At 63.9% G+C, this 25,817-nt stretch carries 21 protein-coding genes and 3 pseudogenes; 10 read left to right on the forward strand and 14 right to left on the reverse strand.

The annotated features are described in order from the left end of the window. Positions 1-23: 23 nt before the first annotated feature. Complete coding sequence (locus D1F64_RS16675) at positions 24-596, forward strand: BA14K family protein (protein WP_117413335.1); 573 nt, start codon at positions 24-26, stop codon at positions 594-596. A 15-nt stretch (positions 597-611) separates the two neighbouring features. On the opposite strand, the gene D1F64_RS25515 is transcribed toward D1F64_RS16675, so the two are convergent. Both D1F64_RS25515 and D1F64_RS16680 read right to left on the reverse strand, forming a co-directional pair. Then, on the reverse strand, positions 612-1,064 hold the full coding sequence (locus D1F64_RS25515) for an MFS transporter (protein WP_346432328.1): 453 nt from the start codon (positions 1,062-1,064) through the stop codon (positions 612-614). Next, entirely contained in the window at positions 968-1,945 is a 978-nt protein-coding gene (locus tag D1F64_RS16680; protein ID WP_346432255.1) for an MFS transporter, read from the reverse strand. The genes D1F64_RS25515 and D1F64_RS16680 overlap by 97 nt, the downstream gene beginning before the upstream one ends. A gap of 366 nt (positions 1,946-2,311) precedes the next feature. Here D1F64_RS16680 and D1F64_RS16685 point away from each other — a divergent pair, with 366 nt between their 5' ends. Both D1F64_RS16685 and D1F64_RS16690 read left to right on the forward strand, forming a co-directional pair. Next, on the forward strand, positions 2,312-3,565 hold the full coding sequence (locus tag D1F64_RS16685) for a PQQ-dependent sugar dehydrogenase (protein ID WP_117413336.1): 1,254 nt from the start codon (positions 2,312-2,314) through the stop codon (positions 3,563-3,565). Between the two features lie 164 nt (positions 3,566-3,729). Next, positions 3,730-4,092, forward strand: coding sequence for a cytochrome c (locus D1F64_RS16690; protein ID WP_117413337.1), 363 nt, complete (start codon positions 3,730-3,732; stop codon positions 4,090-4,092). A 205-nt stretch (positions 4,093-4,297) separates the two neighbouring features. On the opposite strand, the gene D1F64_RS16695 is transcribed toward D1F64_RS16690, so the two are convergent. Continuing rightward, complete coding sequence (locus tag D1F64_RS16695) at positions 4,298-5,521, reverse strand: alanine racemase (RefSeq protein WP_117413338.1); 1,224 nt, start codon at positions 5,519-5,521, stop codon at positions 4,298-4,300. A gap of 497 nt (positions 5,522-6,018) precedes the next feature. Between D1F64_RS16695 and D1F64_RS16705 the strand changes: the two genes are divergently transcribed. Continuing rightward, complete coding sequence (locus D1F64_RS16705) at positions 6,019-6,354, forward strand: hypothetical protein (protein ID WP_117413340.1); 336 nt, start codon at positions 6,019-6,021, stop codon at positions 6,352-6,354. Here the strand turns inward: D1F64_RS16705 and D1F64_RS16710 are convergent. Further along, on the reverse strand, positions 6,348-7,304 hold the full coding sequence (locus D1F64_RS16710) for an extensin family protein (RefSeq protein ID WP_162901616.1): 957 nt from the start codon (positions 7,302-7,304) through the stop codon (positions 6,348-6,350). The two genes, D1F64_RS16705 and D1F64_RS16710, sit on opposite strands and share 7 nt — an antisense overlap. A gap of 419 nt (positions 7,305-7,723) precedes the next feature. Between D1F64_RS16710 and D1F64_RS16715 the strand changes: the two genes are divergently transcribed. Beyond that, positions 7,724-8,350 carry a LysE family translocator gene (locus D1F64_RS16715; protein ID WP_117413342.1) on the forward strand — a complete coding sequence of 209 codons (627 nt, stop codon included), beginning with the start codon at positions 7,724-7,726 and terminating at the stop codon, positions 8,348-8,350. Between the two features lie 21 nt (positions 8,351-8,371). Here the strand turns inward: D1F64_RS16715 and D1F64_RS16720 are convergent, their stop codons facing one another. Continuing rightward, the gene (locus D1F64_RS16720; RefSeq protein ID WP_117413343.1) at positions 8,372-9,355 is read right to left on the reverse strand and encodes a zinc-dependent alcohol dehydrogenase family protein; all 984 of its coding nucleotides are present in this window, start codon (positions 9,353-9,355) and stop codon (positions 8,372-8,374) included. 403 nt (positions 9,356-9,758) lie between these two features. Here D1F64_RS16720 and ppk2 point away from each other — a divergent pair. Beyond that, positions 9,759-10,528: pseudogene (gene ppk2, locus D1F64_RS16725) on the forward strand (polyphosphate kinase 2); the annotation flags it as partial. 42 nt (positions 10,529-10,570) lie between these two features. Here the strand turns inward: ppk2 and arsH are convergent. From arsH to D1F64_RS16740, 3 genes are all read right to left on the reverse strand, one after another. Next, positions 10,571-11,281: an arsenical resistance protein ArsH gene (gene arsH, locus D1F64_RS16730; protein WP_117414667.1), complete on the reverse strand. Its 711-nt coding sequence runs from the start codon at positions 11,279-11,281 to the stop codon at positions 10,571-10,573. Between the two features lie 4 nt (positions 11,282-11,285). Beyond that, a complete protein-coding gene (gene arsC, locus D1F64_RS16735; RefSeq protein WP_117413344.1) occupies positions 11,286-11,702 on the reverse strand; it encodes an arsenate reductase (glutaredoxin) in 417 nt (138 codons plus the stop codon). Positions 11,703-11,772: 70 nt separating this feature from the next. After that, positions 11,773-12,156, reverse strand: a complete 384-nt coding sequence (locus tag D1F64_RS16740) for a metalloregulator ArsR/SmtB family transcription factor (RefSeq protein ID WP_117413345.1) — start codon at positions 12,154-12,156, stop codon at positions 11,773-11,775. 387 nt (positions 12,157-12,543) lie between these two features. On the opposite strand from D1F64_RS16740, the gene D1F64_RS16745 reads away from it, so the two are divergent. Further along, positions 12,544-13,347 (forward strand): sulfotransferase, encoded by an 804-nt coding sequence (locus D1F64_RS16745; protein WP_117413346.1) that lies wholly within the window; start codon positions 12,544-12,546, stop codon positions 13,345-13,347. Positions 13,348-13,697: 350 nt separating this feature from the next. Here D1F64_RS16745 and D1F64_RS23535 read toward each other — a convergent pair whose 3' ends face one another. Beyond that, on the reverse strand, positions 13,698-13,874 hold the full coding sequence (locus D1F64_RS23535; RefSeq protein ID WP_162901617.1) for a hypothetical protein: 177 nt from the start codon (positions 13,872-13,874) through the stop codon (positions 13,698-13,700). 91 nt (positions 13,875-13,965) lie between these two features. Beyond that, positions 13,966-14,385, reverse strand: a complete 420-nt coding sequence (locus D1F64_RS16750) for a MarR family transcriptional regulator (RefSeq protein WP_346432256.1) — start codon at positions 14,383-14,385, stop codon at positions 13,966-13,968. A 221-nt stretch (positions 14,386-14,606) separates the two neighbouring features. Here D1F64_RS16750 and D1F64_RS24755 point away from each other — a divergent pair. The 3 genes and pseudogenes from D1F64_RS24755 to D1F64_RS16760 form a co-directional block, all read left to right on the forward strand. Further along, a pseudogene (locus D1F64_RS24755) lies at positions 14,607-16,373 on the forward strand (N-acetylglutaminylglutamine amidotransferase); the annotation flags it as partial. A 10-nt stretch (positions 16,374-16,383) separates the two neighbouring features. After that, positions 16,384-18,155 (forward strand): annotated as a pseudogene (gene ngg / locus D1F64_RS24760) (N-acetylglutaminylglutamine synthetase). Between the two features lie 50 nt (positions 18,156-18,205). Further along, on the forward strand, positions 18,206-19,396 hold the full coding sequence (locus D1F64_RS16760; protein WP_117413348.1) for an osmoprotectant NAGGN system M42 family peptidase: 1,191 nt from the start codon (positions 18,206-18,208) through the stop codon (positions 19,394-19,396). Between the two features lie 59 nt (positions 19,397-19,455). Here D1F64_RS16760 and D1F64_RS25165 read toward each other — a convergent pair whose 3' ends face one another. The 4 genes from D1F64_RS25165 to metF all read right to left on the reverse strand — a co-directional run bounded on the left by D1F64_RS25165 (position 19,456) and on the right by metF (position 25,816). Next, positions 19,456-19,578 (reverse strand): hypothetical protein, encoded by a 123-nt coding sequence (locus tag D1F64_RS25165; RefSeq protein WP_256372876.1) that lies wholly within the window; start codon positions 19,576-19,578, stop codon positions 19,456-19,458. Next, positions 19,554-20,522 carry a DUF2336 domain-containing protein gene (locus D1F64_RS16765; RefSeq protein WP_117413349.1) on the reverse strand — a complete coding sequence of 323 codons (969 nt, stop codon included), beginning with the start codon at positions 20,520-20,522 and terminating at the stop codon, positions 19,554-19,556. The genes D1F64_RS25165 and D1F64_RS16765 overlap by 25 nt, the downstream gene beginning before the upstream one ends. 636 nt (positions 20,523-21,158) lie before the next feature. Continuing rightward, the gene (gene metH / locus D1F64_RS16770; RefSeq protein WP_117413350.1) at positions 21,159-24,908 is read right to left on the reverse strand and encodes a methionine synthase; all 3,750 of its coding nucleotides are present in this window, start codon (positions 24,906-24,908) and stop codon (positions 21,159-21,161) included. Then, the gene (gene metF / locus D1F64_RS16775; protein WP_117413351.1) at positions 24,908-25,816 is read right to left on the reverse strand and encodes a methylenetetrahydrofolate reductase [NAD(P)H]; all 909 of its coding nucleotides are present in this window, start codon (positions 25,814-25,816) and stop codon (positions 24,908-24,910) included. The genes metH and metF overlap by 1 nt, the downstream gene beginning before the upstream one ends. Position 25,817: the final 1 nt, after the last annotated feature.

Here is a 25,817-nt window from a genome sequence, read left to right on the forward strand (position 1 = left end):
CACGTCAACCGCAGGAGTACACAATGCCCGGCGTTCGAAAAAAGATCACGTCATCATGGGCGGCCATCGCGACAAGCGCCCTGATCGCCGCGACATCCATTGTTCCGGCCCAGGCACAACTGTCCGCGCCGCAAATCGCGGCTGCGGCCGGCAACGCGGCCAGCGCGCCTTTTGCGGCGCAAAACAACCTGGTCATTCAGGTGAGCGATGACCGGCGCTACGGACCGCGCGCTTACTCCCCCAATTGGCGCGTGCGAGACCGCAACTATCGCCACCGCCGCAACTACCGGCGCCATCGCAACAACGACGGTGCGGCCATCGTCGGCGGCATCGTGGGACTGACAACCGGTCTGATCCTGGGCGGCGCGCTGAACCGCCCCTACTACAACGACCGCGACTATGGCCGCTACTATGATCCGTACTATGGCCGGTCGCGCACCTATTACCGTCCCGCGCCGCCGCCGCCGGTCTACCGCGGCCGCCACGCGGCCTGGAGCCCGGAATGGTATGCCTATTGCGCCCGCAAATACCGCAGCTTCAATCCGCGGACCGGATATTATCTCGCCTATTCCGGCCAGTACCGGTTCTGCCGCTGATCGGCAGGGACCGTCTCACAGCAACGGCGCGGCGCGTGCCGCGGCGCGCCGCTCGGCCGGTCCGGCCGCAAGCCGGATCTTGCGCGGGCTGGCCATCCAGATACAGCCGAGCGCCGCAAGGCTGCACAGCAGGCACAGGCCAAATCCGGGCGCGTAGGACCCGGTGACGTCATAGAGATAGCCGGTGATCCAGGGGCCGGTGCCCGCGCCGAGATTGCCGCCCAGCGTCATCACCGAAAAGATCGAGGCGAACCGCCGGCCGCCGAAAATATCGGCGGGAATGACGCCATATAGCGCCGCGATGCCATAGCCGAACAGCCCCTGCAGCATCACCATCGTGTACATCAGCCACGCCTCCGGGCGATGCGCGATCAGCAGCAGCGCGGCGTAGCAGCCGGCGAATCCCAGCAACGCCACGCTCCACGCCCGCTCGCGGCCGATGCGGTCAGACAGCGCGCCGATGCCGATCTGCCCGCCAACGCCGAAAAGCCCACAAGCCCCAGCGCAAACGCCGCGCTTTGCGCGCTGAACCCCGCCTCGACCAGATATTTGGTCTGGTGCACCTGCACCGAATACCAGGCAAACAGCGCGCAATAGTAGCCGCCGAAAATCCACCAGAAACGCCCGGTGCGGGACGCCATGCGCAGTGTCCAGTCCGTCTCCGCCCAGGCGCGGTCGACAACCGTGTCCGTCATGGGGCGCAGTTCGCGCGCGCCCCGGCCATTGCCGTCGGGCAGCAGGCCCAGATCCTCAGGCCTGCGACGCTGAAACACGGCGTTCAGCGGGATCAGCGTCACGAGAATGAGCCCGGCCAGCACCATGCAGGCGGCGCGCCAGCCATCGGCGTCGATGATCGCCTGCAGCAAAGGCAGCAAGGTGATCGAGCCCAGGCCCACTCCGGAGAAGGCGATGCCGATGGCGAGCCCGCGGCGGCGCACGAACCAGTTCGGCAGGAACATCGAATGACCGATGAAGCTCATGGAAATCGAGCCGCCGACCATCAGCAGACCGAGCGTGGCATAGAGCCCCATGGGCGTCGAGATTTCGGTCGCCGCGACGAACCCCAGCGCAACGACGCAGGCGCCCAAGGGAATGACGACCCGCGGGCCGAAGCGGTCCATCATCGCGCCGATCACCGGGCTCATGGCGGTTGAGGCAAGGAAGCCGACCGTCAGCGTGGCCGCGGTGACGCCGCGCGACCATCCGAATTCATCCAGAATGGGCGGAAACAGCAGCGAGAACGCCGTGCGTGCGTTCACGGCCACCGCCAGCGTCAGAAACGCAACGGCAATCACCACCCAACCGTAGAAAATCGGCAGGCGGGCATAGATCGTGTTTCTTTCAGACACAAAGCGTCCTGATCGACGAGGGGCAGAAGAGGATTCCACGCATCATCGGCCATATGCGCGGCGCTGACAATCCGCCGCATCCGCCGTGCATTCCGTAGGGAAAGGTCTGCAAACCGTCGGAAATTAAAGACGTGTCGGCGCAACTCAGAGCCAAGCACGGATGGCAGAAGAAATGAACCGGCACACTGCGCGGCGCGGCATCGTCCTTTGGTACGGTGGCGCCATCTTTGACGAAGTTTCAAAAGATATATTCAAAATTGTCTATAATACGAAAAATCCGCGGCCTCGCGTCGTGGTATCGTTTGCCTGTTGCTTGGAAAAAGATCGACAAACAAGCAAGCAAGATCAGAACCTTGGGAGGTAGCAATGACAACGTCCGTCTGGAAGACCCTCTTGTCGTGCACGATCCTTGCCGGTTTCGCCGGCCCGGCGCTCGCACAGGGCAACCTGGAGAAGCTCTCCGGATTCAAGACAACCGGCGTCACGGAGTTTCAATACATCGAGCAGGGCGGCGATTATGCCGCGCAGATCAAGAAAACCCTCGAGCGCATCAAGCTGCCGGCGGGCTTCTCGATCGATCTCTATGCCGTGGTGCCCGACGCGCGCCACATGGCGGTGGGGCCGCAGGGCATCGTCACCTTCGTCGGCACGCGCAAGGACAAGGTCTGGTCGGTCACAGACCGCAACAAGGACCGGGTCGCGGACGAGGTGAAGGACTTCGCGCCCTCGCTCACCTTCGCCATTCCCAACGGCCCGTGCTTCTCCAAGGACGGGCATCTGTATCTGGCCGAACAGAACCGCGTGCTGTGGTTCCCGGCCGCGGAATTCTTCTATGAAAGCCCGGATGTGGCGGCCTTCGAGGTGGTCAAGCAGGGCGAGCTGATCCCGCCGGAGGAAGAGAGCTACAACCACACGGCCCGCGTGTGCGACGTCGGCCCCGACGGCAAGCTGTACATCTCGCTCGGCCAGCCCTTCAACGTGCCCGCGCCGGAGAAGTCGGAAATCTATACCAAATGGGGCATCGGCGGGATCATCCGCCTCAACACTGACGGCACCGGCCGCGAGGTCTTCGCCACCGGCATCCGCAACTCGGTCGGCCAGGATTTCGATCCCGACACGGGCGATTTGTGGTTCACCGACAATCAGGTCGACGGCATGGGCGACGACATCCCTCCGGGTGAAATCAATCATGCCACCGCCGCGGGCCAGAATTTCGGCTTCCCGTGGTACGGCGGCGGCCACGTGCGCACCGAGGAATACAAGAACGACGAACCGCCGTCCGACGTGGTGTTTCCGGCCGTGGAAATGGTCGCGCATGCGGCCGATCTCGGCATGACCTTCTACTCGGGCAACATGTTCCCGGCCGAATACAAGGGCGCGATCTTTTCCGCGCAGCACGGCTCGTGGAACCGCGTCACGCCGGTCGGCGCGCGGGTGATGGTCACGACCATCGACGCGGAAGGCCAGGCGACCGCAAAGCCGTTTGCGGAAGGCTGGATCGACGAGAACGGCGAATATCTCGGCCGGCCGGTGGACGTGGCGCAATTGCGTGACGGCTCCCTGCTGGTCTCCGACGATCTTGTCGGCGCCATCTACCGGATCTCCTACTCGGCGCAATAGATCCGGGATCCTTGCGGCGACGTTCGCGTGACGAACGCAACGTGACAAAACAGACCCGCCGCCGGAATTTCCAGTTCCGGCGGCGGGTTCGATATGTCTGAATACAGCCGATGTAACAAAGGCATCCCGCCACAGAGGATGCGAGAAACAGTTCGGAGACGCTCATGAGCCGCCTGCCCGCGTACCGCGCCACCATCCGCCCCCTCACTCTCCGCGGGACGCTTTGCGTCCTTGCCGCGGCGCTTGCAGCGACGCCCGCGTTCGCCGCAGGCGATCTGGAGGCGGGGCGCAAGAAGGCCCGCATGTGCCAGGTCTGTCACGGGCTCGACGGCATCGGAAAGAACCCCGACGTGCCGAACCTCGCCGGGGAGAGCCCGCAGTACATCACCCGCCAGCTCAAGGCCTTCCGCTCCGGCGAGCGGACCCACGCGCAGATGTCGATCATCGCCAAGGGTCTGTCGGACGAGGACATCGCCAATGTCGCGACCTATTATTCGAAGATCAAGGTCGAGGTGACGCTGCCGTGATACAGATCCGGTTTTCATGAAATCGGAGATCCGCGGTCAGCGGCCGCGGTGCCGCATCCCGTGGTTGTCATCCCGGCCGAAGCGCAGCGCAGAGCCGGGATCCAGACCGTGACGTCGCAGCCCGCACCCGAGTGGACAGGAAACGGCATGGATCCTCGCTTTCGCGAGGATGACGGTGGAGGAGCCGCGCGGTCCTGCGTCGCCCTCAATCCGCCATGGTCTCGATCGAGGCGAAACTTTCCGGCGCGCCCTCTTCCTCATGAAAGGCGGTTTCCACCTCGACGATGGTGTCGGGATAGAAGCCGTTGAAATGGGTGCGCAGCGCCAGTGAGTAGGCGCCGATGTGGCCGATCTCGATCCAGTCGCCCGTATCCACGGTCTCCGGCAGCCAGAACGGCCGCGACAGGATATCGACGCTGTCGCAGGTGGCGCCGCAGACCTTGAACGGCACGATTTTCGACGGATCGCCGTTGCGCCGCCGCCGCGCGGGGTCGGGAATGTGGCGCGCCGGAAGCGTGATCTTGCCGGTCCAGCTGTCCGACAGCGACGACCAGATGCCGTCGTTGATGTAGAGACGACGGCCCTTCTTCAGCAGCACGCGCACCACCAGCGAGATCGAACGGGCGCAGATCGCGCGTCCCGGCTCGGCCACCAGCGGCAGGCCGTCAAAGCCCCATTCGACGATGTCGCTTTTCAACGTGCGCAGAATTGCCGCGGTCGACGGCGTGGGCGGCGCCTTGCGGCGCGGATCGTGACCGTATTCGGCCGGAAATCCACCACCGAGATCGAGCCCGGCAAGCTCCACCCCTGCCCGGCCGCGCACCCAGTCGGCAGACGCCAGCGCGCGCTCGTAGGTCTCGGCCTCCTCGATCTGGCTGCCGACGTGAAAGCACAGTCCGCATTTGAAGCCGATCCGGTCGATTCGCTGCAGAAGCTCGACCGCGTGCCCGGGCGCCGCGCCGAACTTGCGCGACAGCTCATAGGCCGCGTGTCCCTTGGTGGCGATGCGCACGAACAGCGTGATGTCGCCGGGATTGAGATCGAGCGCGCGCACGATGCGCAGAATCTTGGCGACTTCATCCTCGTGATCAAGCGCCAGCGTGCGGATGCCGTAGGTCTCCAGCGCCAGGCGAATGTCCGACTGCGCCTTCACCGGATGCATGTAGAGCATCTCCGCGTTTGGCGCCGCCGCACGCACGGCCGCGAATTCGGCCGGAGACGCCACATCGAAACAGGTGATGCCCGCCTCGGCCACGGTCTTGAGCACGAAGGGTTCGCCGTTGGTCTTCACCGCATAGGCGGTCTTGCCGGAAAAGCCCTCGACAAACGCCTTCGCGTCGCGGGTCAGCATCTTGGGGTGAAAGCAGTAAATCGACTGATCGGGTCGCAGGGCGAGCGCCATTGCGCGAGCGCTTTCGTATAGGTCCATCGGTCGCCTTTCACTGTTTGACCCGGAATCGGCAGTCGTCCGCAGGATGACAGCCGGGACGGCACGTCACAACCACCGCATTTCGGGAGAGGCGGGCACGTCCACAAGCGTGCCCGTTCACGTTTGAACGAAAGGTTTTTTCGCTACTCTGCGGACGTTGTTTTAGAGGGACGACATGGGATGAAGACATTTCAGCTTGTTATTGCATCGATACTCACCACGCTCACGCGAGCGCACAGGACGCCACGCCTCAGGACTCGCCGATCGGCACCGGGATCTACTGCGACGACACCGAACGCTATGCGCTTTGCACGTCGGCGAAATGCATTCCGGATCCGCGGGCACCGGATCTCAGGGCCATCTGCACATGCGAAGTCACCACGGGGCCCAATTTCGGAACAATCGCCTGCGACGCGCGCAAGCCGAGGACACTGCCCGACGGGACCGTCAAGATCAGATCCGAATATTCCTTCGGCCAGGCGGCGGTGAAACCGGTCATGGCATGCCCTTCGGGGAAGTCATGGACCGACTGTCTCGACAAGCCGTGCACGGTCGATCCGTCGGATCCGCTCAAGGCGATCTGCGCCTGCGCGATCCAGCAAACCGGCGCATTCGTAACCTATGGCGGCGGCTGCAACACCCTCACTTGCGACACGGCGTTCTGGTCGGCCGCGACGCCCGCGGCCTTCGTCCAGGGCACCACCATGCTGATCGAGGAACTCGGTCTCGCGAAAAGCCCTGTTGCGTTTTGTCCGGCGGTCGCAAGGACGCTTCAGTCGCAGCCCGGCGGCCTGCCGTCCCAATTCAGCGACTGGATCAACGCCCGTCAGTGACAGATCCTGTAGGTACAGGTCTTGCCGTGACAGCCGACGTCGAGATGCAGGTGATCCTGATGATAGGCGTCGCCATCGGGGCTGAGGACGGTGGTGAACCGGTCGCAGGCCTGCTTGCGCACCTGCGCGAGGAACTTGCGCTCATCCGCCTCGCCGTGCCATCCGGCCTTCACCGTCACCACGCGGCCGTCGCCGAGCGTGAACGCGGAAATGTCGATGGCGTTGCCGCGGCCATGCTCGGAGAGCTTGCCGTCGGGCAGGTTGTTGCGCCTGCGGCACACAAAGGACGAAGCCACCCGGAGTTGCTTCAGCGAGGTGCCGAAAATTTCACGGACCGCGGGGCGAACGACCTCGCGCACCCAGGCGGCCACCGTCTCGGCCATTTCGCAATCCAGCACGGCCTGCGGCGAGAAGGTCACCACCGAATCTTTCCCCATGTCCTTGAGCGCCACGGGCCGCGGCACCTGGCAGGACAGATCGCCCGGCTCGGGCTGATCCATCCGCTCGACACGGGCATTGATGATCCGGCAAACCGCAATCTTCTTCTGATCCGTCACGGGCGCCACCGGCGTCGTACCGGCCGGCACGGCTTTCAAGGCGGGCTTTTTCACCCCCGGCGCGCGTCCGGCAACAGAGCTGTCGGGCTTGGCGAGAGGTCTTGCCGCGCCTTTTCCGTCGGGTTTACCGGTGGGGAGCGGTCCGCCAGGCAGGGGTTTCAACACCGGCGCGGACTCCCGGGGCTCGACCGACTGCGGACCGAGCCGCTCGGCGTTCTCCTGAACAGCGGCGTCCGAAGAAGCCCCCGAGGCGCCGGATGGCTGCTCGGGCGCCTCGGGAGCCCGGTCGTTCCCGGGCTCCTTCGGGCTCTCCTGAGCCTGCGGAATTTCCGGCGTCTCTGGGGTATCAGGCGCCTGGGAGGCATCCGGGGTCCCGGGGGCGTCGGGCGTCACGGGTCCGATCGAGGCGTCGGGCGCATCCGCCTCCGCCGGAGTCTCAGGGCCCGCGGTCGGTCCATCGTCCTCGGCGGGTCTTGCCGCCGGCACCGGAGCGGGTTCCCCCGATCGAACGACCGGGCGCTTTTTCTTCGGCGCGACGCGTTGGGCCTTGGATGTCCCGGGAGATTTGCGATTGGGATCGACCTTGTCGAGAATTGCATTGCCGCCGCGCCCAAGCGCCCTCTGGACGTCCCAGGGGGACAACGGACCGGCCATGGCGTGGGGTGCGCCGGCCGCCAGAAGAAAGGCGATCAGCAGTGCGGCAAGGGCCAGGGTTGAGGCAGTCGTCGCGGTGCGGTGTGTCATGTCGTATCTGATGTTCCGGTTGCCTGGTTTCGGCGCTATCATCTTTATCTCGCTGCAGGAAACAAACGATGACACTCGAACTCTACACCGCTTATGTGCTTGCAACCCTCTTGGTTCTCGCGATTCCCGGCCCGACCATCATGCTGGTCGTCAGCTATGCGCTCTCGCACGGAAGACGCTCGGCTCTGGCGACCGTGACGGGCGTGGCCCTGGGCGACGCCACCGCCGCCTCGCTCTCGCTCCTCGGCCTCGGCGCGCTGCTTGCCACCTCGGCCATGCTGTTCTCGGCGCTCAAGTGGATCGGCGCCGCCTACCTCGTGTGGCTGGGAGTCAAACTCTGGCGGAGCAAACCGGTTCCATTGGGAACGCATGACCTTTCCGTCCGCAGCAGCCGGACGATCGTGCTGCACGCCTGGATCGTCACAGCGCTGAACCCCAAGGGGATCGCGTTTTTCATCGCCTTCCTGCCGCATTTCATCGCGCCCGGCGCGCCCATTGCGCCGCAGCTTGTGCTGATGGGTGTGACCTTCGTGGTCCTCGCCATCATCAACGCACTGGCCTACGCCTGGCTTGCCTCCGCTGTGCGCACGCAGGTGAAAAAGCCCGCCACCATGCAGATCATCAACCGGGTCGGCGGAAGCGTTCTCATCGGCGCCGGCCTCATGACCGCGATGGTGCGCCGCGCGAGCGCCTGAATTAAGGCGTTCACGCGAGATTTACGGCACCAGCACGGCGGCGCCGGACAGGCGCCCCTCACGCAGATTGGCCAGCGCCTCGTTGGCCCGCTCAAGCGGATATTCGATGACCTCGGTGCGCACGCCGGCCCGGGCCGCCAGGGGCAGAAACTCCAGCCCGTCGCGCCGCGTAAGATTGGCGACCGACCGGATCACCCGTTCCTCCCATAGATCGCGATAGGGAAACGACGGAATATCCGACATGTGAATGCCGCCGCAAACCACGGTGCCGCCCTTTTTGACCCGGCGCAGAGCCTCGGGCACCAGCGCGCCGACGGGCGCGAAAATCAGCGCCGCATCGAGCGGCTCCGGCGGCGCCTCGCCTGAATCGCCCGCCCAGGCGCATCCCATGGACCGGGCGAAGGCCTGAGCCTGCGTGTCGCCGGGACGGGTGAAGGCATGAACCGTGCGCCCCTGAAAGCGCGCCACCTGCGCCACGATATGGGCCGCGGCGCCAAAACCGTAGATGCCGATCACCGCCCCGTCCCCCGCCATCTTGAGACTGCGGTGGCCGATCAGCCCCGCGCACAAAAGCGGCGCGGCCTCAACATCGGTATAGGCATCCGGCAAAGGAAAACAGTAGCCGGCGTCCGCCAGCATATGCGAGGCATAGCCGCCGTCGACCGTATAGCCGGTGAACAGCGGTGCATCGCACAGGTTCTCGCGCTCCGACGCGCAATAGGGGCAGGCGCCGCACGTGTGGCCCAGCCAGGGCACGCCGACGCGCATGCCGCGTTTAAGATCCGTGACGCCCAGCCCGAGCGCCGCGACCCGGCCCACCACTTCGTGTCCGGGCACGATCGGCAAGGGACAGTCGGGCAACTCCCCGTCCACCACGTGCAGATCCGTGCGGCAGACACCGCAGGCCGCGATTTCAACGAGCACCTGCCCCGGGCCGGGCACCGGGACCGGCCTCTCCCGCGGCACCAGCGGTTCACAGGCCCGCTCCAGCACCATCGCCCGCATGCCCCTTTGCATCATGCCGCTCCTTGTACTCTCCGCCCCCGTCAGCATCGGCCAGCCGCGCCCGCGTGACCTTGCGCGCGATCAAACACGGCGCGCGCGCCATTCATTTGCCGGCGACACAATTTACATCAATCCCGCCACCGCTATGATGGTCCCACACGGTGCACATGCGGCAGGTGCGCCAGAGCAATCAGGAATCGCGGGCGGAAGAAGCGCAATGGCAGATACACCTGAGCCCCCCAAATCCGGTTCCGGCAATGGAGCGGATGACCTGCGCGACGAGCCGCACCACCGGCTCGCGGAAATGCGCCATGATCCGAACGCCATCCACCATCTCTTCGAGACCGGCGAATATCCCTACGCCACGAAGATGCGCCGCAAGGTCTATGAGGCGCGCAAGGAAAAGCTGCAGGTAGAACTGCTGAAGGCGCAGAGGTGGATCCAGGAATCGGGCGAGCGTGTTCTGATCCTCTTCGAAGGCCGCGATGCCGCCGGCAAGGGCGGGACCATCAAGCGTTTCATGGAGCATCTCAATCCACGCGGCGCCAACGTTGTCGCCCTGCCCAAACCCACAGAGCGCGAACGCAGTCAGTGGTACTTCCAGCGCTATGTCGAACATCTGCCGGCGGGGGCGAAATGGTGCTGTTCGATCGCTCCTGGTACAACCGCGCCGGCGTCGAGCGGGTGATGAATTTTTGCGAGCCCGGCGAGTACCTCGAATTCATGCGCCAGTGCCCGGACTTCGAGCGCATGCTGGTTCGCGACGGCATCCACCTGTTCAAATACTGGTTCTCGATCACCCAGGACGAGCAGCACCGCCGTTTCAACGCCCGCGAAACCGACCCTCTGAAACAGTGGAAACTTTCGCCGATCGATCTCGCGTCACTGAGCAAATGGGACGACTACACCGAGGCCAAGGAGGCGATGTTCTTCTACACCGACACCGCCGACGCGCCCTGGACCGTGATCAAGGCGAACGACAAGAAACGCGCCCGCCTGAACTGCATGGCGCATTTCCTCAACGCCCTTCCCTACCCCGACAAATCTGTCTCCGTCGTCGGCAAGCCCGACCCTCTGATCGTCGGCACGACGCAGCATATCATCAGCCACGACACCCATATTCTGGGCAAACGCCTGCATCCCGAACAAAAAAGCGAGGCAGCGGAGGCCTAGACTCTGGCCCCTCAGGTCATGGATCCACGACCAGAACCGGGGTCAGATCGAACGCTGGTTGACCCGCTCCGAAAGCTTTGCCGCGCTTTCCTTGCGTTCCGAATAGCGCTCGACCAGATAGTCCGAGCGGCCACGCAGCAGCAGCGTGAACTTGACCAGTTCCTCCATCACGTCGACGACGCGATCATAATAGCTGGAGGGCTTCATCCGGCCGTCCTCATCGAACTCCAGATAGGCTTTGGCAACAGACGACTGATTGGGGATCGTCACCATGCGCATCCATCGGCCGAGCACGCGAAGCTGGCTGACGGCGTTGAAGGACTGCGAGCCGCCGCAAACCTGCATCACCGCCAGCACCTTGCCCTGGGTCGGCCGCACCGCGCCGAGCGCCAGCGGAATCCAGTCGATCTGCGACTTCATGATGCCGGTCATCGCGCCGTGGCGCTCGGGCGAGCACCAGACCTGCGCCTCGGACCACATCACCAGCTCACGCAGCTCCTGAACCTTGGGATGATCGGCAGGCGCATCATCGGGCAGCGGCAGGCCCGAGGGATCGAAATGCCGCGTCTCCGCGCCGAAGCGGCGCAGCACCCGCGCCGCTTCCTCGTTCAGCAGCCGGCTGTAGGAGCGTTCGCGCAACGAACCGTGCAGCAGCAGAACGCGCGGCTTGTGGGCGATCTCCGGCGCGCTGAACAACCGGTCCTCATCGATTTCCCGGAAGCAGGCGTCGTCGATATTCGGCGTGTCGCCCATGCGCTCAGTCACGCGGGGCACCATCCACCGAGACGACCTCGCCGTCTTCCTTGACGAAACGCCCGATCGGCGCTTCCAGAATTTCCAGAACCACTTCGGACGGCCGGCACAGCCGCGTGCCCTTGCCTGTCACGACAAAGGGGCGGTTGATCAGGATCGGCTGGGCCATCATGAAGTCGATCAGCTCATTGTCCGACCACTTGGGGTCATCGAGACCGAGCGCGTCATAGGGCGTGCCCTTGCGCCGCAGAGCGTCGCGCACGGAGAGCCCGCTCTCATTGATCAGCCGCACCAGATCCTCCCGCGCCGGCGGGGTCACCAGATATTCGATGACGCGCGGCTCCTCCCCGGCGGCGCGGATCATCGCAAGCGTGTTGCGCGAGGTGCCGCAGGCGGGGTTGTGATAGATCGTCGTCGCCATGAAGGCTCCTTGGTTGAGTGGGGGTCAGGATGCAGGCGATGTCCTGCGCAGTCGTTCTCCGGAACGGCGGTCATGCCGGTTCCTCCGCCGCCACGCTTGCCTTGCCCGGCTCCCCGGTCTCTGTCTCACACGCGGAGCACAACGCGGCGAGATCGCCGCAGATTTGCGGATGACCGCCACAGCAATCCTCGGTCAGGAACATCAAAAGCGCGCGTATCCGGGCGTAGTCGACCGCGTAGACGATATTGCGCCCGCGGCGCGTCGCGCCGAGCAAGCCGGAGCGCTCCAGTGTCGCGAGATGAAACGACATTCGCGTCGGCGGCACGTCCAGCCGCTCCGCGATCTCGCCCGACGGCAATCCCTCCGGCCCGGTCGTCACCAGCAGGCGAAAGGCCCTGAGGCGGTCGTCGTGGGCGAGCGCCGTGAGCGCGGATACGGCATGAGCATCGTTCATGCCACGATCCTACAAGGATATTTGGAGCGTTTCAATAAAAGATGCGGATTGGCGGCAGATATGAGCGTGGAGGACCGATCAGGGCACCTCCCGAGACCGCAGAGCCGGGCCAGCGGTTGCGCATCCCACGGCGATAGATCAAGCTCGGCCGAAAGCAACGGATCCGGGACAGTTCCATATAAGAAAAGTACGATCAGGCGCACAAACAAGAGTTGAAAAACTATAGTCCTGATTGGAACTGAACGCTTAAATGGAAACACATCAACGGAAAATGGCTGAGAAGAGAGCGCACGCGCTGCAGAACCAAGGGAACTGAAAGAGCTCTTCCGGAAGTTCGAGATTCCACCAGGATGCTGAAACGCGCCTCATTTAAGAGCAATATTGGAAATGAAACCGAAATTCATACTTGGCGTAGGGGCCCAGAGAGCCGGGACTACTTGGCTCCACAAAGCCCTGATGGCGCAAAGCAATGTCAATATGGGATTTACAAAGGAATACCATATCTGGGATGCGAAATTTAGTCTCCTGGGCCAAGAATTTCAATCCAAGCCAATCAAACCTGATAATTCTTCCGCAGCACTTCGCAGATTAATGCAGGCCGATCACGATATTTACGGCGCATATTTTAAGGGGCTCATTGATAACGATGTCAATGTGACGGGTGACATTACGCCATCTTATTCGTATCTGAGTTCTGAGGATTTCGGGCACATCAAGAATGTGCTCGAAAGGCACGGATTTGATGTCAAAGTAATATTTTTGCTACGCGAACCGGTAGAGAGGCTCTGGTCAGCTTTACGGCTGTCAAAGCGGATCGCAGAACACAAAAGTGAGACAATTTCTGACGATCAATTAACTGAAACGGTCCTGATCGCCGTCGATCATCCACAGCAAATCAGCCGATCCGATTATATTTCAACGATGAACAATCTGGAATCTGTCTTTGACACGCATCAGATACATTATTCTCTGTTCGAAAATCTGTTTACTGAGCGATCGGTTGAAAGACTTGAAGGTTTCTTGGAGATTGAATTGAGAGATATTGATCTTGATGAAAAAATCAATGCCTCCCCTCAGGTTGATCTCCCACCAGGCATTAGAGAAATCATCAAAACCAAATTTGTGGATCAGTACGTCGAATGCCAGAGACGGTTTCCGATTACAAATGTCTTATGGCCCAATTGCCCCTAGTTGCTTCGGATAGCCGTTAATGAGCGCGTAAAATGTCAGTCAGAAAAGCCGAAAGGCGTTTTCCGCGAGCTGTTACAAGAACGTATCCATAAAGCACACCCAAAGCGAAGCGTTCGCAGAGCCCGTTTGGAAAATCAGTTTGCCGGGCCTTCACGGCGGTGCGCCTCGTGATTCAAGCTCTGAATGTGGACAGAGCGAAGCCGTGGGCGAATGGCCGGGGTCGCCAACCAAACGTTATCCGTCGAATCTGACCAGCAAGGCGTGGGCGCACGTCGCGCCGTTGATGCCGGATGCAGAACGTGGGGGCGACCGCACGAGGTCGATTTCCGCAAGGTGATCAACGCGGTGCGTTAGCCGGTGTGCACCAGTTGCGGCAGGCGAATGCCGCCGATCCGCTTCAGTCCCCGGCAGACCGTCTGCGGCCGGATTCGTGAACTGGCCCGTCGCTTTCTGGTCAAGAGCATCGACGCCTCGTGCGCGACTACGAGAAGCGCATCGACGGCACGCGCCATGGTCCTGCTCGCCATGGGCTGCCCGTTCGGGCATGCCGAAAAGCCCCCTACTCCAGTGTCTCTCCCGTAACCAGAATTGACGCCGCTTCGGCGCCCTTCGGGCCCATCATGCCGGCGACCTTGTCCATCGACGCGAGGATCGCGGCCTGCTCCTCCGGCGGCAATGCCGCAAATTGCTTGCGGAATTCGTCATGCAGCATCGGCGGCGCGGAGCGCAGCACCCTCTCCCCTCCGGCGTCAGCCGCGTGTGCACGATGCGCCGGTCGATCGGCGAGCGATGCCGCACCACAAGCCCCCTCTCCTCGAGCTTGTCGAGAATGATGACCACGGTCGGCGCCGAGAGATCGGCATGCTGCGACAGCGCCTTGGTGGTGACCTTGCCGAGATCCCGGGCCGCCTGCAGCACCACGATCTGCGGGATCGTCAGACCCACGGCACGCGCCACCTCGCGCGAGCGCAGATCGATCGCCCGGACAATCCGGCGGATCGCCTTGAAGAGTTTCGCTGCGTCGTCTTTGGATGTCATGCTGTGCCGGTATCGTCTGGTTTCGAGGGTCATTGACGTTCGCAGAGCGCTGACTTGCGCCAGGGGCCGCTTTGCGTTGACACTGTCGGATGAGGCATTTCGCCATCCGGATGTCCGCGCGCCGCGCATCGAACCGGCCCAGGTAGTTATTTGAACTCTAATCGATATGACCCTAACTATATGGCGTCAAATCAATTCGAAAGCGGGGGTGCGCGGCCCAGATGTGCGGAATTTGCGGTGAGATCAATTTCAACGGCGCCATGGCGTCCGCGGCGGCCATCGAGCGGATGGCGGATTGCATGGCGCCACGCGGGCCGAACGGCGCGGGCATCGTCATCCGCGGCAACGCGGGCTTCGGCCACCGCCGGCTGAAAATCATCGATCTCACGGAAAAGGCCGCCCAGCCGTTCGTCGACACGGCGCTGGGGCTTACGATCGCCTTCAACGGCTGCATCTACAACTACCAGGAACTGCGCGCCGAGCTCACGGCCCTGGGGCACACATTCGCCTCGCATGGCGACACCGAGGTGATCCTCAAGGCCTGGTCGCAATGGGGACCGGACGCCGTCGAAAAGCTCCAGGGCATGTTCGCCTTCGCCATCCACGACCGCGACAGCGGCCGGCTCGCGCTGGTGCGCGACCGGTTCGGCATCAAGCCGCTGTATCTCAGCCAGTCAGGCCGCCGCCTGCGCTTCGCCTCCACCCTGCCCGCGCTGCTGAAGGCCGGCGACGTCGACACATCGATCGACCCCATAGCGCTGCACCACTACATGAGCTGGCACGCAGTGGTGCCCGCGCCGCATACCATCCTCAAGGGCGTGCGCAAGCTTCCCGCCGCCACCATCCGCATCTTCCAGCCGGACGGATCCTCCTCGGACACCACCTACTGGCGTCCCGATTTCTCGAAATCCCAGGCAGACCTCAGCTTGAGCGCCGAGGACTGGCGCGACCGGGTGCTCGATGCCCTGCGCCTGGCGGTCAAGCGCCGCATGGTCGCCGACGTGCCCGTGGGCGTGCTGTTGTCGGGCGGTGTGGATTCAAGCCTCATCGTCGGACTGCTGGCGGAAGAAGGCCAGTCGGGCCTGACCACCTTCTCCATCGGCTTCGAGGAAGCCAACGGCGAGAAGGGCGACGAGTTTCAGTATTCCGATCTGATCGCCGATCACTACGGCACCAGGCACAACAAGATCTTCATCCCCTCCGCCGAGATGATGGAGAACCTGCCCTCGGCCATCGCCGCCATGTCCGAGCCGATGGTCTCCTACGACAACATCGGCTTCTACCTGCTCTCGCGCGAGGTCTCTAAGCACATCAAGGTGGTCCAGTCCGGCCAGGGCGCCGACGAGGTGTTCGGCGGCTATCACTGGTATCCGCCGCTGATCAATTCCAACGATCCCGTGGGCGACTATGCGGACGCCTTCTTCGACCGCACCCATGCCCAATTGAGCCGGCATGTCGCGCCGGAGTATCTCGCCGATCACGACGCCAGCCGCGCCTTCGTGGAGGCGCATTTCAACAGGCCCGGCGCGGATGATCCGGTCGACAAGGCGCTCAGGCTCGACACCAACGTGATGCTGGTCGATGATCCGGTGAAACGGGTGGACAACATGACCATGGCCTGGGGGCTCGAGGCGCGCGTGCCCTTCCTCGACCACGAGCTGGTCGAGCTCGCCGGCCGCATCCCGGCCGAACACAAGCTCGCGCAAGGCGGCAAGGGCGTGCTCAAGGAAGCCGCCCGCCTGGTGGTTCCCGCCGCCGTGATCGACCGGCCGAAAGGCTATTTCCCGGTGCCGGCGCTGAAGTACATTCAGGGGGTCTATCTGGACATGGTTCGCGATGCGCTGACCAACGACGCGGCGCGGTCCCGGGGCCTGTTTCGTCAGGAGTACCTGCAGACGCTGTTTGACGCGCCGACCGAGCACATCACCAAGCTGCGCGGTTCGGAACTGTGGCAGGTGGCGCAACTCGAGATGTGGCTGCAGGCGCAAGGGTCTGAGCATGGCGGAGAAGACGCCCAGGCGGCCGAAGGCGGCCTACGACCATCGGCTCCGCCGCATGCGCGACCATGGACTGAAGCCGCCGATCGACGGCGGCGAGGACTCCGCCAAGTCCGGATCCACGATCGACTGCGGCTGGGGACGGCTGGTCTTCGCCGAGACCTTCACCAGGCCCGAGGATCTGGTCGCCACCTTGCGCGAGGAGCGTCCCGACTGCCGCGACATCGCGTTCTACGTGCGCGATCCGCATGTATTGCTGGCCGCTGCCCCCCAGGAGCTGTTTCTCGATCCCTCGCACACCTACCGGCTCGACCTCTCCACCTACCGCCCGGCGCGCAAGAATCCGAAAGGGTTTTTCGTCCGCCGGTTGAGCACCCGCGCGGACGCCGAGGCCATCAACGTCATCTATTCGACACGCGGCATGGTGCCGGTTCGTCCGGAATTCTTCTGGTCCAAGCGCAGCGCCCAGGCAATCACGGTGCTGGTCGCGGAAGACGAGGAGAGCGGCGAAATCCTGGGCACCGTTACCGGGATCGATCACAAGCAGGCCATCGGCGACCAGGGGTTCGATTGCTCCTTGTGGTGTCTGGCCGTCAACCCGCAGGCCCGTCACCCGGGCATCGGCGAGGCCCTGGTGCGCCGGCTGGCGGAACAGTTTCAGGCGCGCGGGCGGCCAATCTCGATCTCTCCGTCATGCATGACAACGAGCAGGCGATCGCGCTTTACGAAAAGCTCGGGTTCCACCGCGTGCCCTTCTTCACGGTCAAGCGCAAGAACCCGATCAACGAGGAATTCTTCGCCGGGCCCGCCACCGACGCCAAGCTCAATCCCTATGGCGCGATCATCGTCAACGAGGCGCGGCGGCGTGGCATCCACGTTGAAGTGACGGATGCCGAAGGCGGTTTCTTCCGCCTCACCTATGGCGGACGCTCGGTCCACTGCCGCGAATCCTTGAGCGAATTCACCACCGGGATCGCCGTCTCCATCTGCGACGACAAGGCGGTCACCCGGCGCGTGGTCGCCGCCGCCGGCGTGCATGTACCCGAGCAGTTGGAAACCGACGACGAAACCGCCATTGAAGCGTTCCTGGAAAAATACGGCAGCGTGGTGGTCAAGCCCGCGCGCGGCGAGCAGGGCCGCGGCGTCTTCGTGCATCTCACCACCATGGGCGAGATCACCGCGGCGATCGACGCCGCCCGGCAGCTCTGCGACCGCGTGCTCATCGAGGAGTTCGTTACCGGCGAGGATCTGCGGCTGATCGTCATCGACTATCGCGTCGTCGCCGCCGCCGTCCGCAGGCCGCCCCGGATCACGGGCGACGGCGAAACCTCGATCCGCGAGCTCATCGCCAAGCAAAGCCGGCGGCGCTCGGCGGCAACCGGCGGCGAATCCGCCATTCCGCTGGACGAGGAAACCCGGCGCTGCGTGGCCGACGCGGGACACACCCTGGATGAGGTCTTGCCCGCCCGCACCGAACTCACCGTGCGCCGCAGCGCCAACCTGCACACCGGCGGCACCATCCACGATGTCACCGGCGAGGTCCATCCCGTGCTCGTCGAGGCCGCGGTCGCTGCCGCGAAGGCCATCGAGATCCCGGTGACAGGCATCGATCTGATGGTCAAGAGCCCCCGCGTGCCCGATTACCGCTTCATCGAGGCCAACGAACGCCCGGGCCTCGCCAACCACGAACCGCAGCCGACGGCGGAACGGTTCATCGACCTGCTGTTTCCGCTGTCGCTGCCGCAGGCCGCGCGCGAAGCACGACGAAAATAGGCTCCCCGAGCCCGACGGGCACAAGCCCGCGAAGCCCCAAAGGAACCACGATGTCCCTGCTTTCCATCGACACCGAGTACCTCTCGAACACCCTTCAGGACCTGCTGGCCACGCCCAGCCCCACCGGCTACACCGACGCCATCGCGCGCAACGTCTGCGGCATGTTGGATCGGTTGGGCGTTTCCTACGAACTGACCCGCCGCGGCGCCATCCGGGCCTGCCTGAAGGGTCGCGACCGGCGTCCCGCGCGCGCCATCGTCTCGCATCTCGACACGCTCGGCGCTCAGGTGAAGACGCTGAAAGACAACGGCCGGCTGGCGCTGGTGCCCATTGGCACCTGGTCGGCCCGCTTCGCCGAAGGCGCGCGCGCCACGATCTTCACCGAGAACGGCAGCTATCGCGGGACCATCCTGCCGATGAAGGCGTCCGGACACACCTACAACGAGGAAATCGACACCCAGCCGGTGGGATGGAATTACGTCGAGTTGCGGGTGGATGCCTTCGCGCGGAACGCCGGGAACCTGGAACGGCTTGGCATCGAGGTGGGCGACACCGTCGCAATCGACCCGCAACCGGAACTGCTCGACAACGGCTTCATCGTCTCGCGGCACCTCGACAACAAGGCGGGCGTCGCGGTGATGCTGGCCGCGATCAAGGCCCTGACCGAGGACGGCACCAAATTGCCCGTCGACATCTTCTGGATCTTCACGATCGCCGAGGAAGTCGGCCACGGCGCCTCCTCGATCCTGACACCGGAGATCGCATCGATGGTCGCCATCGACAATGGCACTTCCGCGCCGGGGCAGAACTCGGATGAATTCGGCGTCACCATTTCGATGGCCGACCAGAGCGGGCCCTTCGACTACCATCTGACCCGCAAGCTGGTGAAACTGTGCCGCGACAACGACATCCGCTACCAGAAGGATGTCTTCCGCTACTATCGTTCGGATGCCGCATCGGCGATCGAGGCCGGCGCGGACGTGCGCACCGCGCTCGCCACCTTCGGCGTCGACGCCAGCCACGGCTACGAGCGCATCCACATGCACGCGCTGCGCTCCCTGGCGGAACTGGTGACGTGCTATGTGGCGAGCCCAATCAAGATCCGCCGCGACGCCGACGAGACCGCGGGCCTCAAGGGTTTCACCCGTCAGCCGATGAGCGAGGCCGACCAGGCGTTGACGCCGGAAGTGAAGGAGCCGGAAGAAGCGATTGGGGAGGCGAAAGCGGAGCCGCAGACATAAATCAGCGCGGTTCGAAGCGTCGGTCAGGTCGACGTGAAATCGCGCAGGGCCTGGGCGCCTCAGGCGGACTGCTTGATTCCGCCCGCCAGCGTCTCACGGGCCTTCTCCACCGTCATCGCTTCATAGCGCTGCAGGCTGGCTTGCGAATTCTGGCCGGTCAGCCGCAGCCGGCGGGCCCGCATCTTGACGACGTGGTTGAACGCCTTGGGCGACACGTCCAGGCCCGGCACAGAAGGATCAGCGGCGCGTCGTCGCCCTTCAGCACCAGCCGCGTCGCGACCGCTTCCGCCACGTTGCCGATTTTCGCCAGAACGAGCGCGAGATCGACAGGCTTGTCGTTCTTGGAGAAGAAGATGACCACGTCATCAATCGTGGCCTTGCCGGTCTGCAGCGCCACGATCGCCTGATCGGTCTGGGTCTGCGCCGCGCCGAACTCGCGCAACTGCGAGCGCACCTTCTCCGCCGCGACCTGCGAGAACAGCTCCACGAGGCGCGGATTACCGGCGATTTCCTCCAGACGCTCACGAATCCCCTTGTCGAGGAACGGAATCAGCCGCTTGGCCGGATCGGGCGGCAGGTCCGAGCGCTTGACCAGCGCTTCCTGGAGATCGGTATCCTTGCGCGCCTTGCCGACAAGGACATCGAATCCGTCAATGGAGATCGACGCCTGCTCATTGTCGGTCACGGTCTTGAGCACTTCGCTTGAACCGCGCCGCACCAGCACGTCGGTGACCATGGCGTTCAGGCCGTTGCTGCGCTCGGCAAGCGCCAGCAGATGGTCCTGCGACTGCGTTTCCGCGATCGACACGAGATCCTCGGTGGTCAGGACAGTGGAATTTTCGATGATCTTGCGGGCGATTTCAATGACGTCGTCTTCGGCGAGACGCTTGGCAAGAACGCGCGGCAAACGGTCGTGATCCCCCACCCGCTCGGCGAGAATCTTGCGCGATTCGTCCTCAAGATGGTCGATGATACCGCTCACGACGGTACCGAAGAGCAAACCGAGCTTGTCGGCCTTGGCGCCGTTGAAGGCAACGAACAGGTCGGTCAGCGCTTCGACCAGTTCGCCGCGATCCACTTCGCCGCCGTTGCTCGCCAGTTCTGTCAATCTCTCAAGAGCTTGCATTCGCGACCCGACTTCCGCCGTTTATCCGTCCCAGCGACCATTCGTAGCGACGGTTAATTTCGTATTTCTTAACGCCAGCCCAGTTCCGCGACCGGCGGCATGTGTCACCGCCCCGGAAAACTACCCGATATTCCATTCACGAAAGATTAACAATTTAAGCGCGCCCCGCGCGGGCTCTGCCCGCACAACTATCGTCGCTGCGCTGCAGCAAACTCAACATATTGATATTAATATGATATTTTAGAAGATCCGAAGCGGACGCGCAGGTCGCGCGGCACGGCACCATATTTTTCTCTTCAATTTGGATCGGACCGCACTTATCGTCGAGACATCATCTGTCTACCAGGGAGGCAGCGATATGATATTAACACGTAGCGTCAACGTCCTAGCCATGTGTGCGGCTTTCTTGTTCATCGCGGCCATTGTTTTCGGCCTTGTTTGAACAAGACGCCACCATCGCTCCCCAGCTTTGACAACCGCAACGGTTAACAAGGCGCGTAAGGGTCCCGCGATCCGGCTGACAGAGCCCAAGGGATCGCGGCGGAGCCACAAGCATTCAGACAGCGACAAACGCCGGCGACATTCGCCGGCGTTTTTGCGTTCCGGGTGTGCCCTGATCCATTGCCTGGACGGCCCCTATTCGGCCGCCTCCATGCGCAGCGGATCGTAGTTGAGAATCGGCGCCAGCCACCGCTCGGCCGTCTCGAGATCCCATCCCTTGCGCGCCGCATAATCGGCCACCTGATCGCGCTCGATCTTGCCAACACCGAAATAGTGACTTTCGGGGTGCGAGAAATAGAGCCCGGAGACGGCGGAGCCCGGCCACATGGCAAAGCTCTCGGTCAATGATATCCCGGTCTGCGCTTCCGCATCGAGCATCGCAAACAGCGTGCCCTTCTCGGTGTGGTCCGGCTGGGCGGGATAGCCCGGCGCGGGACGGATGCCGGCGTATTTCTCGGCGATCAGATCCGCGTCCGAGAGATGCTCCTCGGGCGCATAGCCCCACAGCTCCTTGCGCACAATCTGGTGCAGCCGCTCGGCGAAGGCTTCCGCCAACCGGTCGGCCAGGGCCTGGCTGAGGATCTTGTTGTAATCGTCGTTCGCCTCCCCGTAGGCCTTCGCGAGTTCCGCCTCACCGATGCCCGCGGTCACCGCGAACCCGCCGATGTAGTCGGAAACGCCAGACTCCACGGGTGCGATGAAATCGGCAAGCGCCAGATTGGCGCGGCCGCCGGAGGTCCCTCCCGTACGCGCCATCTGCTGGCGCAACGTGTGCAGACGCACATGCTCCTGCGCGCGCGCCTCATCCTGATAGAGCACGATGTCGTCGCCGTCGGCCGCCGCCGGCCAGAACCCGACGACGCCATTGGCCTTCAGCTTCCTGCCCGACACGATCTCGTCGAGCATCTTGCGCGCGTCGTCGTAGAGCGCCTTGGCGGCGGGACCGTAACGGTTGTCCGTGAGCACGCCGGGAAACATTCCCTTGATCTCCCAGGCGGAGAAGAACGGCGTCCAGTCGATCAGATCGACAAGCTCCTCAAGCGGGAAATCGGTCAGCGCCCTGGTGCCGAAAAAGCCCGGCCGAACGGGCCGATGGGTCTTGAAGTCCGGCTTGAAGCTGTTGGCCCGCGCATCCTTGATCGACACCCGCGCCTTGTTCTGGCGGCTGCGCGCGTGCGTTTCGGCGATCTGCACGTATTCCTCGCGCACCTCGTCGTAGAAGGCGCCGCGGTCGTCGCTCATCAGCCGCGAGCACACGCCCACCGCCCGGCTGGCGTCGGTCACATAGATCGACTGGCCGCGCGCGTAATTGGGATGGATCTTGACGGCCGTATGCACCCGGCTCGTGGTCGCACCGCCGATCAGCAGGGGAATGTCGAACCCCTCCCGCTCCATCTCGCCGGCCAGATGGCACATCTCATCGAGCGACGGCGTGATCAGCCCGCTCAGGCCGATGATGTCGACCTTCTCGGCCCGCGCCGCCTCCAGGATCTTGGCCGGGGGCACCATCACGCCCAGATCGACGACCTCGAAATTGTTGCACTGGAGCACGACGCCGACGATGTTCTTGCCGATGTCGTGCACATCGCCCTTCACCGTCGCCATCAGCACCTTGCCGGCGTTCGAGCGGCCCTCGCCGCCGCGCAGGCGCTTCTCCTCCTCCATGAAGGGCATCAGGTGGGCCACAGCCTGCTTCATGACGCGCGCCGACTTCACCACCTGCGGCAGGAACATCTTGCCCGCGCCGAACAGATCGCCCACCACATTCATGCCGGCCATCAGCGGCCCCTCGATGACGTGCAGGGGACGTTCGGCCTCAAGCCGCGCTTCCTCGGTATCCTCGATGATGAAATCCGTGATGCCGTTGACCAGCGCGTGTTCAAGCCGCTTGATCACCGGCTGATCGCGCCAGGCCATGTCGACGACGCGCGCCTTGCCGCCCTCGCCGCGCCAGCGCTCGGCTACCTCGAGCAGCCGGTCGGTGCCGTCGGCGCGGCGGTTGAGCACCACGTCCTCGCAGCAGTCGCGCAGTTCCGGATCAAGCTCGTCATAGACCGCGAGCTGGCCCGCGTTGACGATGCCCATATCCATGCCGGCGGCAATCGCGTGATACAGGAAGATCGAGTGCATCGCCTCGCGCACGGGCTCGTTGCCGCGGAAGGAGAACGACAGGTTCGACAGGCCGCCCGAGATATGGGCATGCGGCAGATTCGCGCGAATCCAGCGCGTGGCCTCGATGAAGTCGACGCCGTAGTTGTTGTGCTCCTCGATGCCGGTCGCCACCGCGAAGATGTTCGGATCGAAGATAATGTCTTCCGGCGGGAAGCCCACCGTGTCGACCAGAATGTCGTAGCTGCGCTTGCAGATTTCCTGCTTGCGCGCCTGGGTGTCGGCCTGGCCGGTCTCGTCGAACGCCATCACGACGATGGCCGCGCCATAGGCGCGCGCCAGCCGGGCGTGATGGATGAACGCCTCCTCGCCTTCCTTCATCGAGATCGAGTTGACGATGCCCTTGCCCTGGATGCACTTCAGCCCGGCCTCGATCACCGTCCATTTCGACGAGTCGATCATGATCGGCACCCGGGCGATGTCCGGCTCCGCGGCGATCAGGTTGAGAAACGTGACCATCGCCTGCTCGGAGTCGAGCAGGCCCTCGTCCATGTTGACGTCGATGATCTGGGCGCCATTCTCCACCTGGCTGCGCGCCACATCCAGCGCGGCGGCATAGTCGCCTTCCTTGACCAGCTTGCGGAACCGCGCCGAGCCGGTGACGTTGGTGCGCTCGCCGACGTTGACGAAATTCGTCTCCGCCGTGAGCGTAAAGGGCTCCAGGCCCGACAGCCGCATGTGCCGCGGCACATCGGGTATCGCGCGCGGCGCCTTGCCCGCCACCGCATCCGCGATGGCGCGGATGTGATCCGGCGTGGTGCCGCAACAGCCGCCCACCACATTGACCAGCCCGGCTTGCGCGAACTCGCCCAGCATCTCGGCCATGGCCTCCGGGCTTTCGTCGTATTCGCCGAATTCGTTCGGCAGCCCGGCGTTGGGATAGGCGCACACGAGCGTGTCGGCGTGGCGCGACAGATCGGCGATATGGGCGCGCATCTCGCGCGCGCCGAGCGCGCAGTTGAGACCCACGGTCAGCGGCGACGCGTGGCGGATCGAGTTCCAGAAGGCTTCCGGCGTCTGGCCGGAGAGCGTGCGCCCGGACAGATCGGTGATCGTGCCGGACACCATCACCGGCAGCCGCACACCCTTCTCGTTGAACACTTCCTCGATCGCGAACAGCGCCGCCTTGGCGTTCAGCGTGTCGAAGACGGTCTCGACCAGGAGGATGTCCGCACCGCCGTCGATCAGCCCGCGCGCGGCTTCCGCGTAGGTGGCGCGCAGATCGTCGAAATTCGCCGCGCGATAGCCGGGATCGTTCACGTCCGGCGAGATCGACGCCGTGCGGTTGGTCGGCCCGATGGCGCCGGCGGCGAAGCGCGGACGCGAGGGGTCGCTCTCGCCGACGCGGCGGCAGGCATCCTTGGCGAGCCGCGCGCCCTCCACGTTCAGCTCGTAGGCGAGGTCCTGCATCGCGTAGTCGGCCTGCGCGATGGTGGTGGAGGAAAACGTGTTGGTCGCGACAATGTCCGCGCCCGCTTCCAGATAGGCGATGTGAATGTCGCGGATCGCATCCGGCTGGGTCAGGTTCAACAGATCGTTGTTGCCCTTCAGGTCCTGCGACCAGTTGGCGAAGCGCGGCCCGCGAAAGCCCGCCTCGTCCAGCCGCAAGTCCTGGATCATCGTCCCCATGGCGCCGTCGAGCACCAGAATGCGATCCCGGGCGATCGCGCGCAGCCGTTCCTGCGGCGTGACCGATGTGGTGGCGTCAGATGTCATTACGCGGCCCTCTGTTCGCCATTGCGCGGACGCAGGCCCAGCAAGTGGCAGATCGCGAACACCAGATCCGCCTTGTTCATCGTGTAGAAGTGGAAATCCGAAATGCCCCGGCCGACGAGATCCATCACCTGCTCGGCGGCGACGGCGGCGGCGACCAGCTTGCGGGTCTCCTCGTCGTCGTCCAGGCCCTGGAAATTCTCAGCCAGCTTCGCCGGAATGGACGTTCCGCATTTCTTCGAAAACGACGCCACCTGGGTGAAATTGTGGATCGGCGTGATGCCGGGGACGATCGGAATGGTGATGCCGGCCGCGCGCACCCGCTCCAGAAAGCGCTCGAACAGATCGTTGTCGAAGAAGAACTGCGTGATCGCCCGGCTGGCGCCCGCATCGACCTTGCGCTTGAGATTGTCCAGCTCCACGCCCCAGTCCGCGCTTTCGGGATGGCGCTCGGGATAGGCGGCGACCGAGATGTCGAAATCGCCAATGGCCCGGATACCCGAGACCAGCCCGGCCGCATTCACGTAGCCCTCGGGATGCGGCTTATAGGCGGCGCCCAACCCGTCGACCGGATCCCCGCGCAGCGCCACGATGTGGCGCACGCCGATGTCCCAGTAATCCTGGATCACCGCATCGACCTCCGCGCGGCTGGCCGCCACGCAGGTCAGATGCGCGGCCGGCTTAAGCTCGGTCTCGCGCAGGATCCGCGCCACCGTGTTGTGGGTGCGCTCGCGGGTGGATCCGCCCGCGCCATAGGTGACGGAGACGAAGGACGGCGCCACCGGCGCCAGCCTTTCGATCGACCGCCACAGGGTCTTTTCCATCGCCTCGGATTTGGGCGGAAAGAATTCAAAGGAGACTTCGATCGCGGCGTCGCGCGCGGATGGCGCGTGCTTGGCTGAAGGGGACATG

The sequence above is a fragment of the Breoghania sp. L-A4 genome (assembly GCF_003432385.1).
In the GTDB taxonomy this organism is placed as follows: Bacteria; Pseudomonadota; Alphaproteobacteria; order Rhizobiales; family Stappiaceae; genus Breoghania.

Excerpts from the sequence above, each read along its gene's own strand:
- D1F64_RS23535 (WP_162901617.1), bottom strand. The coding sequence starts at position 13,874 with ATGGCGAGCAGGACCATGGCGCGTGCCGTCGATGCGCTTCTCGTAGTC.
- D1F64_RS16675 (WP_117413335.1), top strand. The coding sequence starts at position 24 with ATGCCCGGCGTTCGAAAAAAGATCACGTCATCATGGGCGGCCATCGCG.
- D1F64_RS16760 (WP_117413348.1), top strand. The coding sequence starts at position 18,206 with ATGTCCCTGCTTTCCATCGACACCGAGTACCTCTCGAACACCCTTCAG.
- D1F64_RS16715 (WP_117413342.1), top strand. The coding sequence starts at position 7,724 with ATGACACTCGAACTCTACACCGCTTATGTGCTTGCAACCCTCTTGGTT.
- arsC (WP_117413344.1), bottom strand. The coding sequence starts at position 11,702 with ATGGCGACGACGATCTATCACAACCCCGCCTGCGGCACCTCGCGCAAC.
- D1F64_RS16705 (WP_117413340.1), top strand. The coding sequence starts at position 6,019 with ATGGCATGCCCTTCGGGGAAGTCATGGACCGACTGTCTCGACAAGCCG.
- metH (WP_117413350.1), bottom strand. The coding sequence starts at position 24,908 with ATGACATCTGACGCCACCACATCGGTCACGCCGCAGGAACGGCTGCGC.
- D1F64_RS16745 (WP_117413346.1), top strand. The coding sequence starts at position 12,544 with ATGAAACCGAAATTCATACTTGGCGTAGGGGCCCAGAGAGCCGGGACT.
- D1F64_RS16685 (WP_117413336.1), top strand. The coding sequence starts at position 2,312 with ATGACAACGTCCGTCTGGAAGACCCTCTTGTCGTGCACGATCCTTGCC.
- metF (WP_117413351.1), bottom strand. The coding sequence starts at position 25,816 with ATGTCCCCTTCAGCCAAGCACGCGCCATCCGCGCGCGACGCCGCGATC.
- D1F64_RS16720 (WP_117413343.1), bottom strand. The coding sequence starts at position 9,355 with ATGCGGGCGATGGTGCTGGAGCGGGCCTGTGAACCGCTGGTGCCGCGG.
- D1F64_RS16750 (WP_346432256.1), bottom strand. The coding sequence starts at position 14,385 with ATGACATCCAAAGACGACGCAGCGAAACTCTTCAAGGCGATCCGCCGG.
- D1F64_RS16740 (WP_117413345.1), bottom strand. The coding sequence starts at position 12,156 with ATGAACGATGCTCATGCCGTATCCGCGCTCACGGCGCTCGCCCACGAC.
- D1F64_RS16765 (WP_117413349.1), bottom strand. The coding sequence starts at position 20,522 with ATGCAAGCTCTTGAGAGATTGACAGAACTGGCGAGCAACGGCGGCGAA.
- D1F64_RS16690 (WP_117413337.1), top strand. The coding sequence starts at position 3,730 with ATGAGCCGCCTGCCCGCGTACCGCGCCACCATCCGCCCCCTCACTCTC.
- D1F64_RS25165 (WP_256372876.1), bottom strand. The coding sequence starts at position 19,578 with ATGCGGGCCCGCCGGCTGCGGCTGACCGGCCAGAATTCGCAAGCCAGC.
- D1F64_RS16695 (WP_117413338.1), bottom strand. The coding sequence starts at position 5,521 with ATGGACCTATACGAAAGCGCTCGCGCAATGGCGCTCGCCCTGCGACCC.
- arsH (WP_117414667.1), bottom strand. The coding sequence starts at position 11,281 with ATGGGCGACACGCCGAATATCGACGACGCCTGCTTCCGGGAAATCGAT.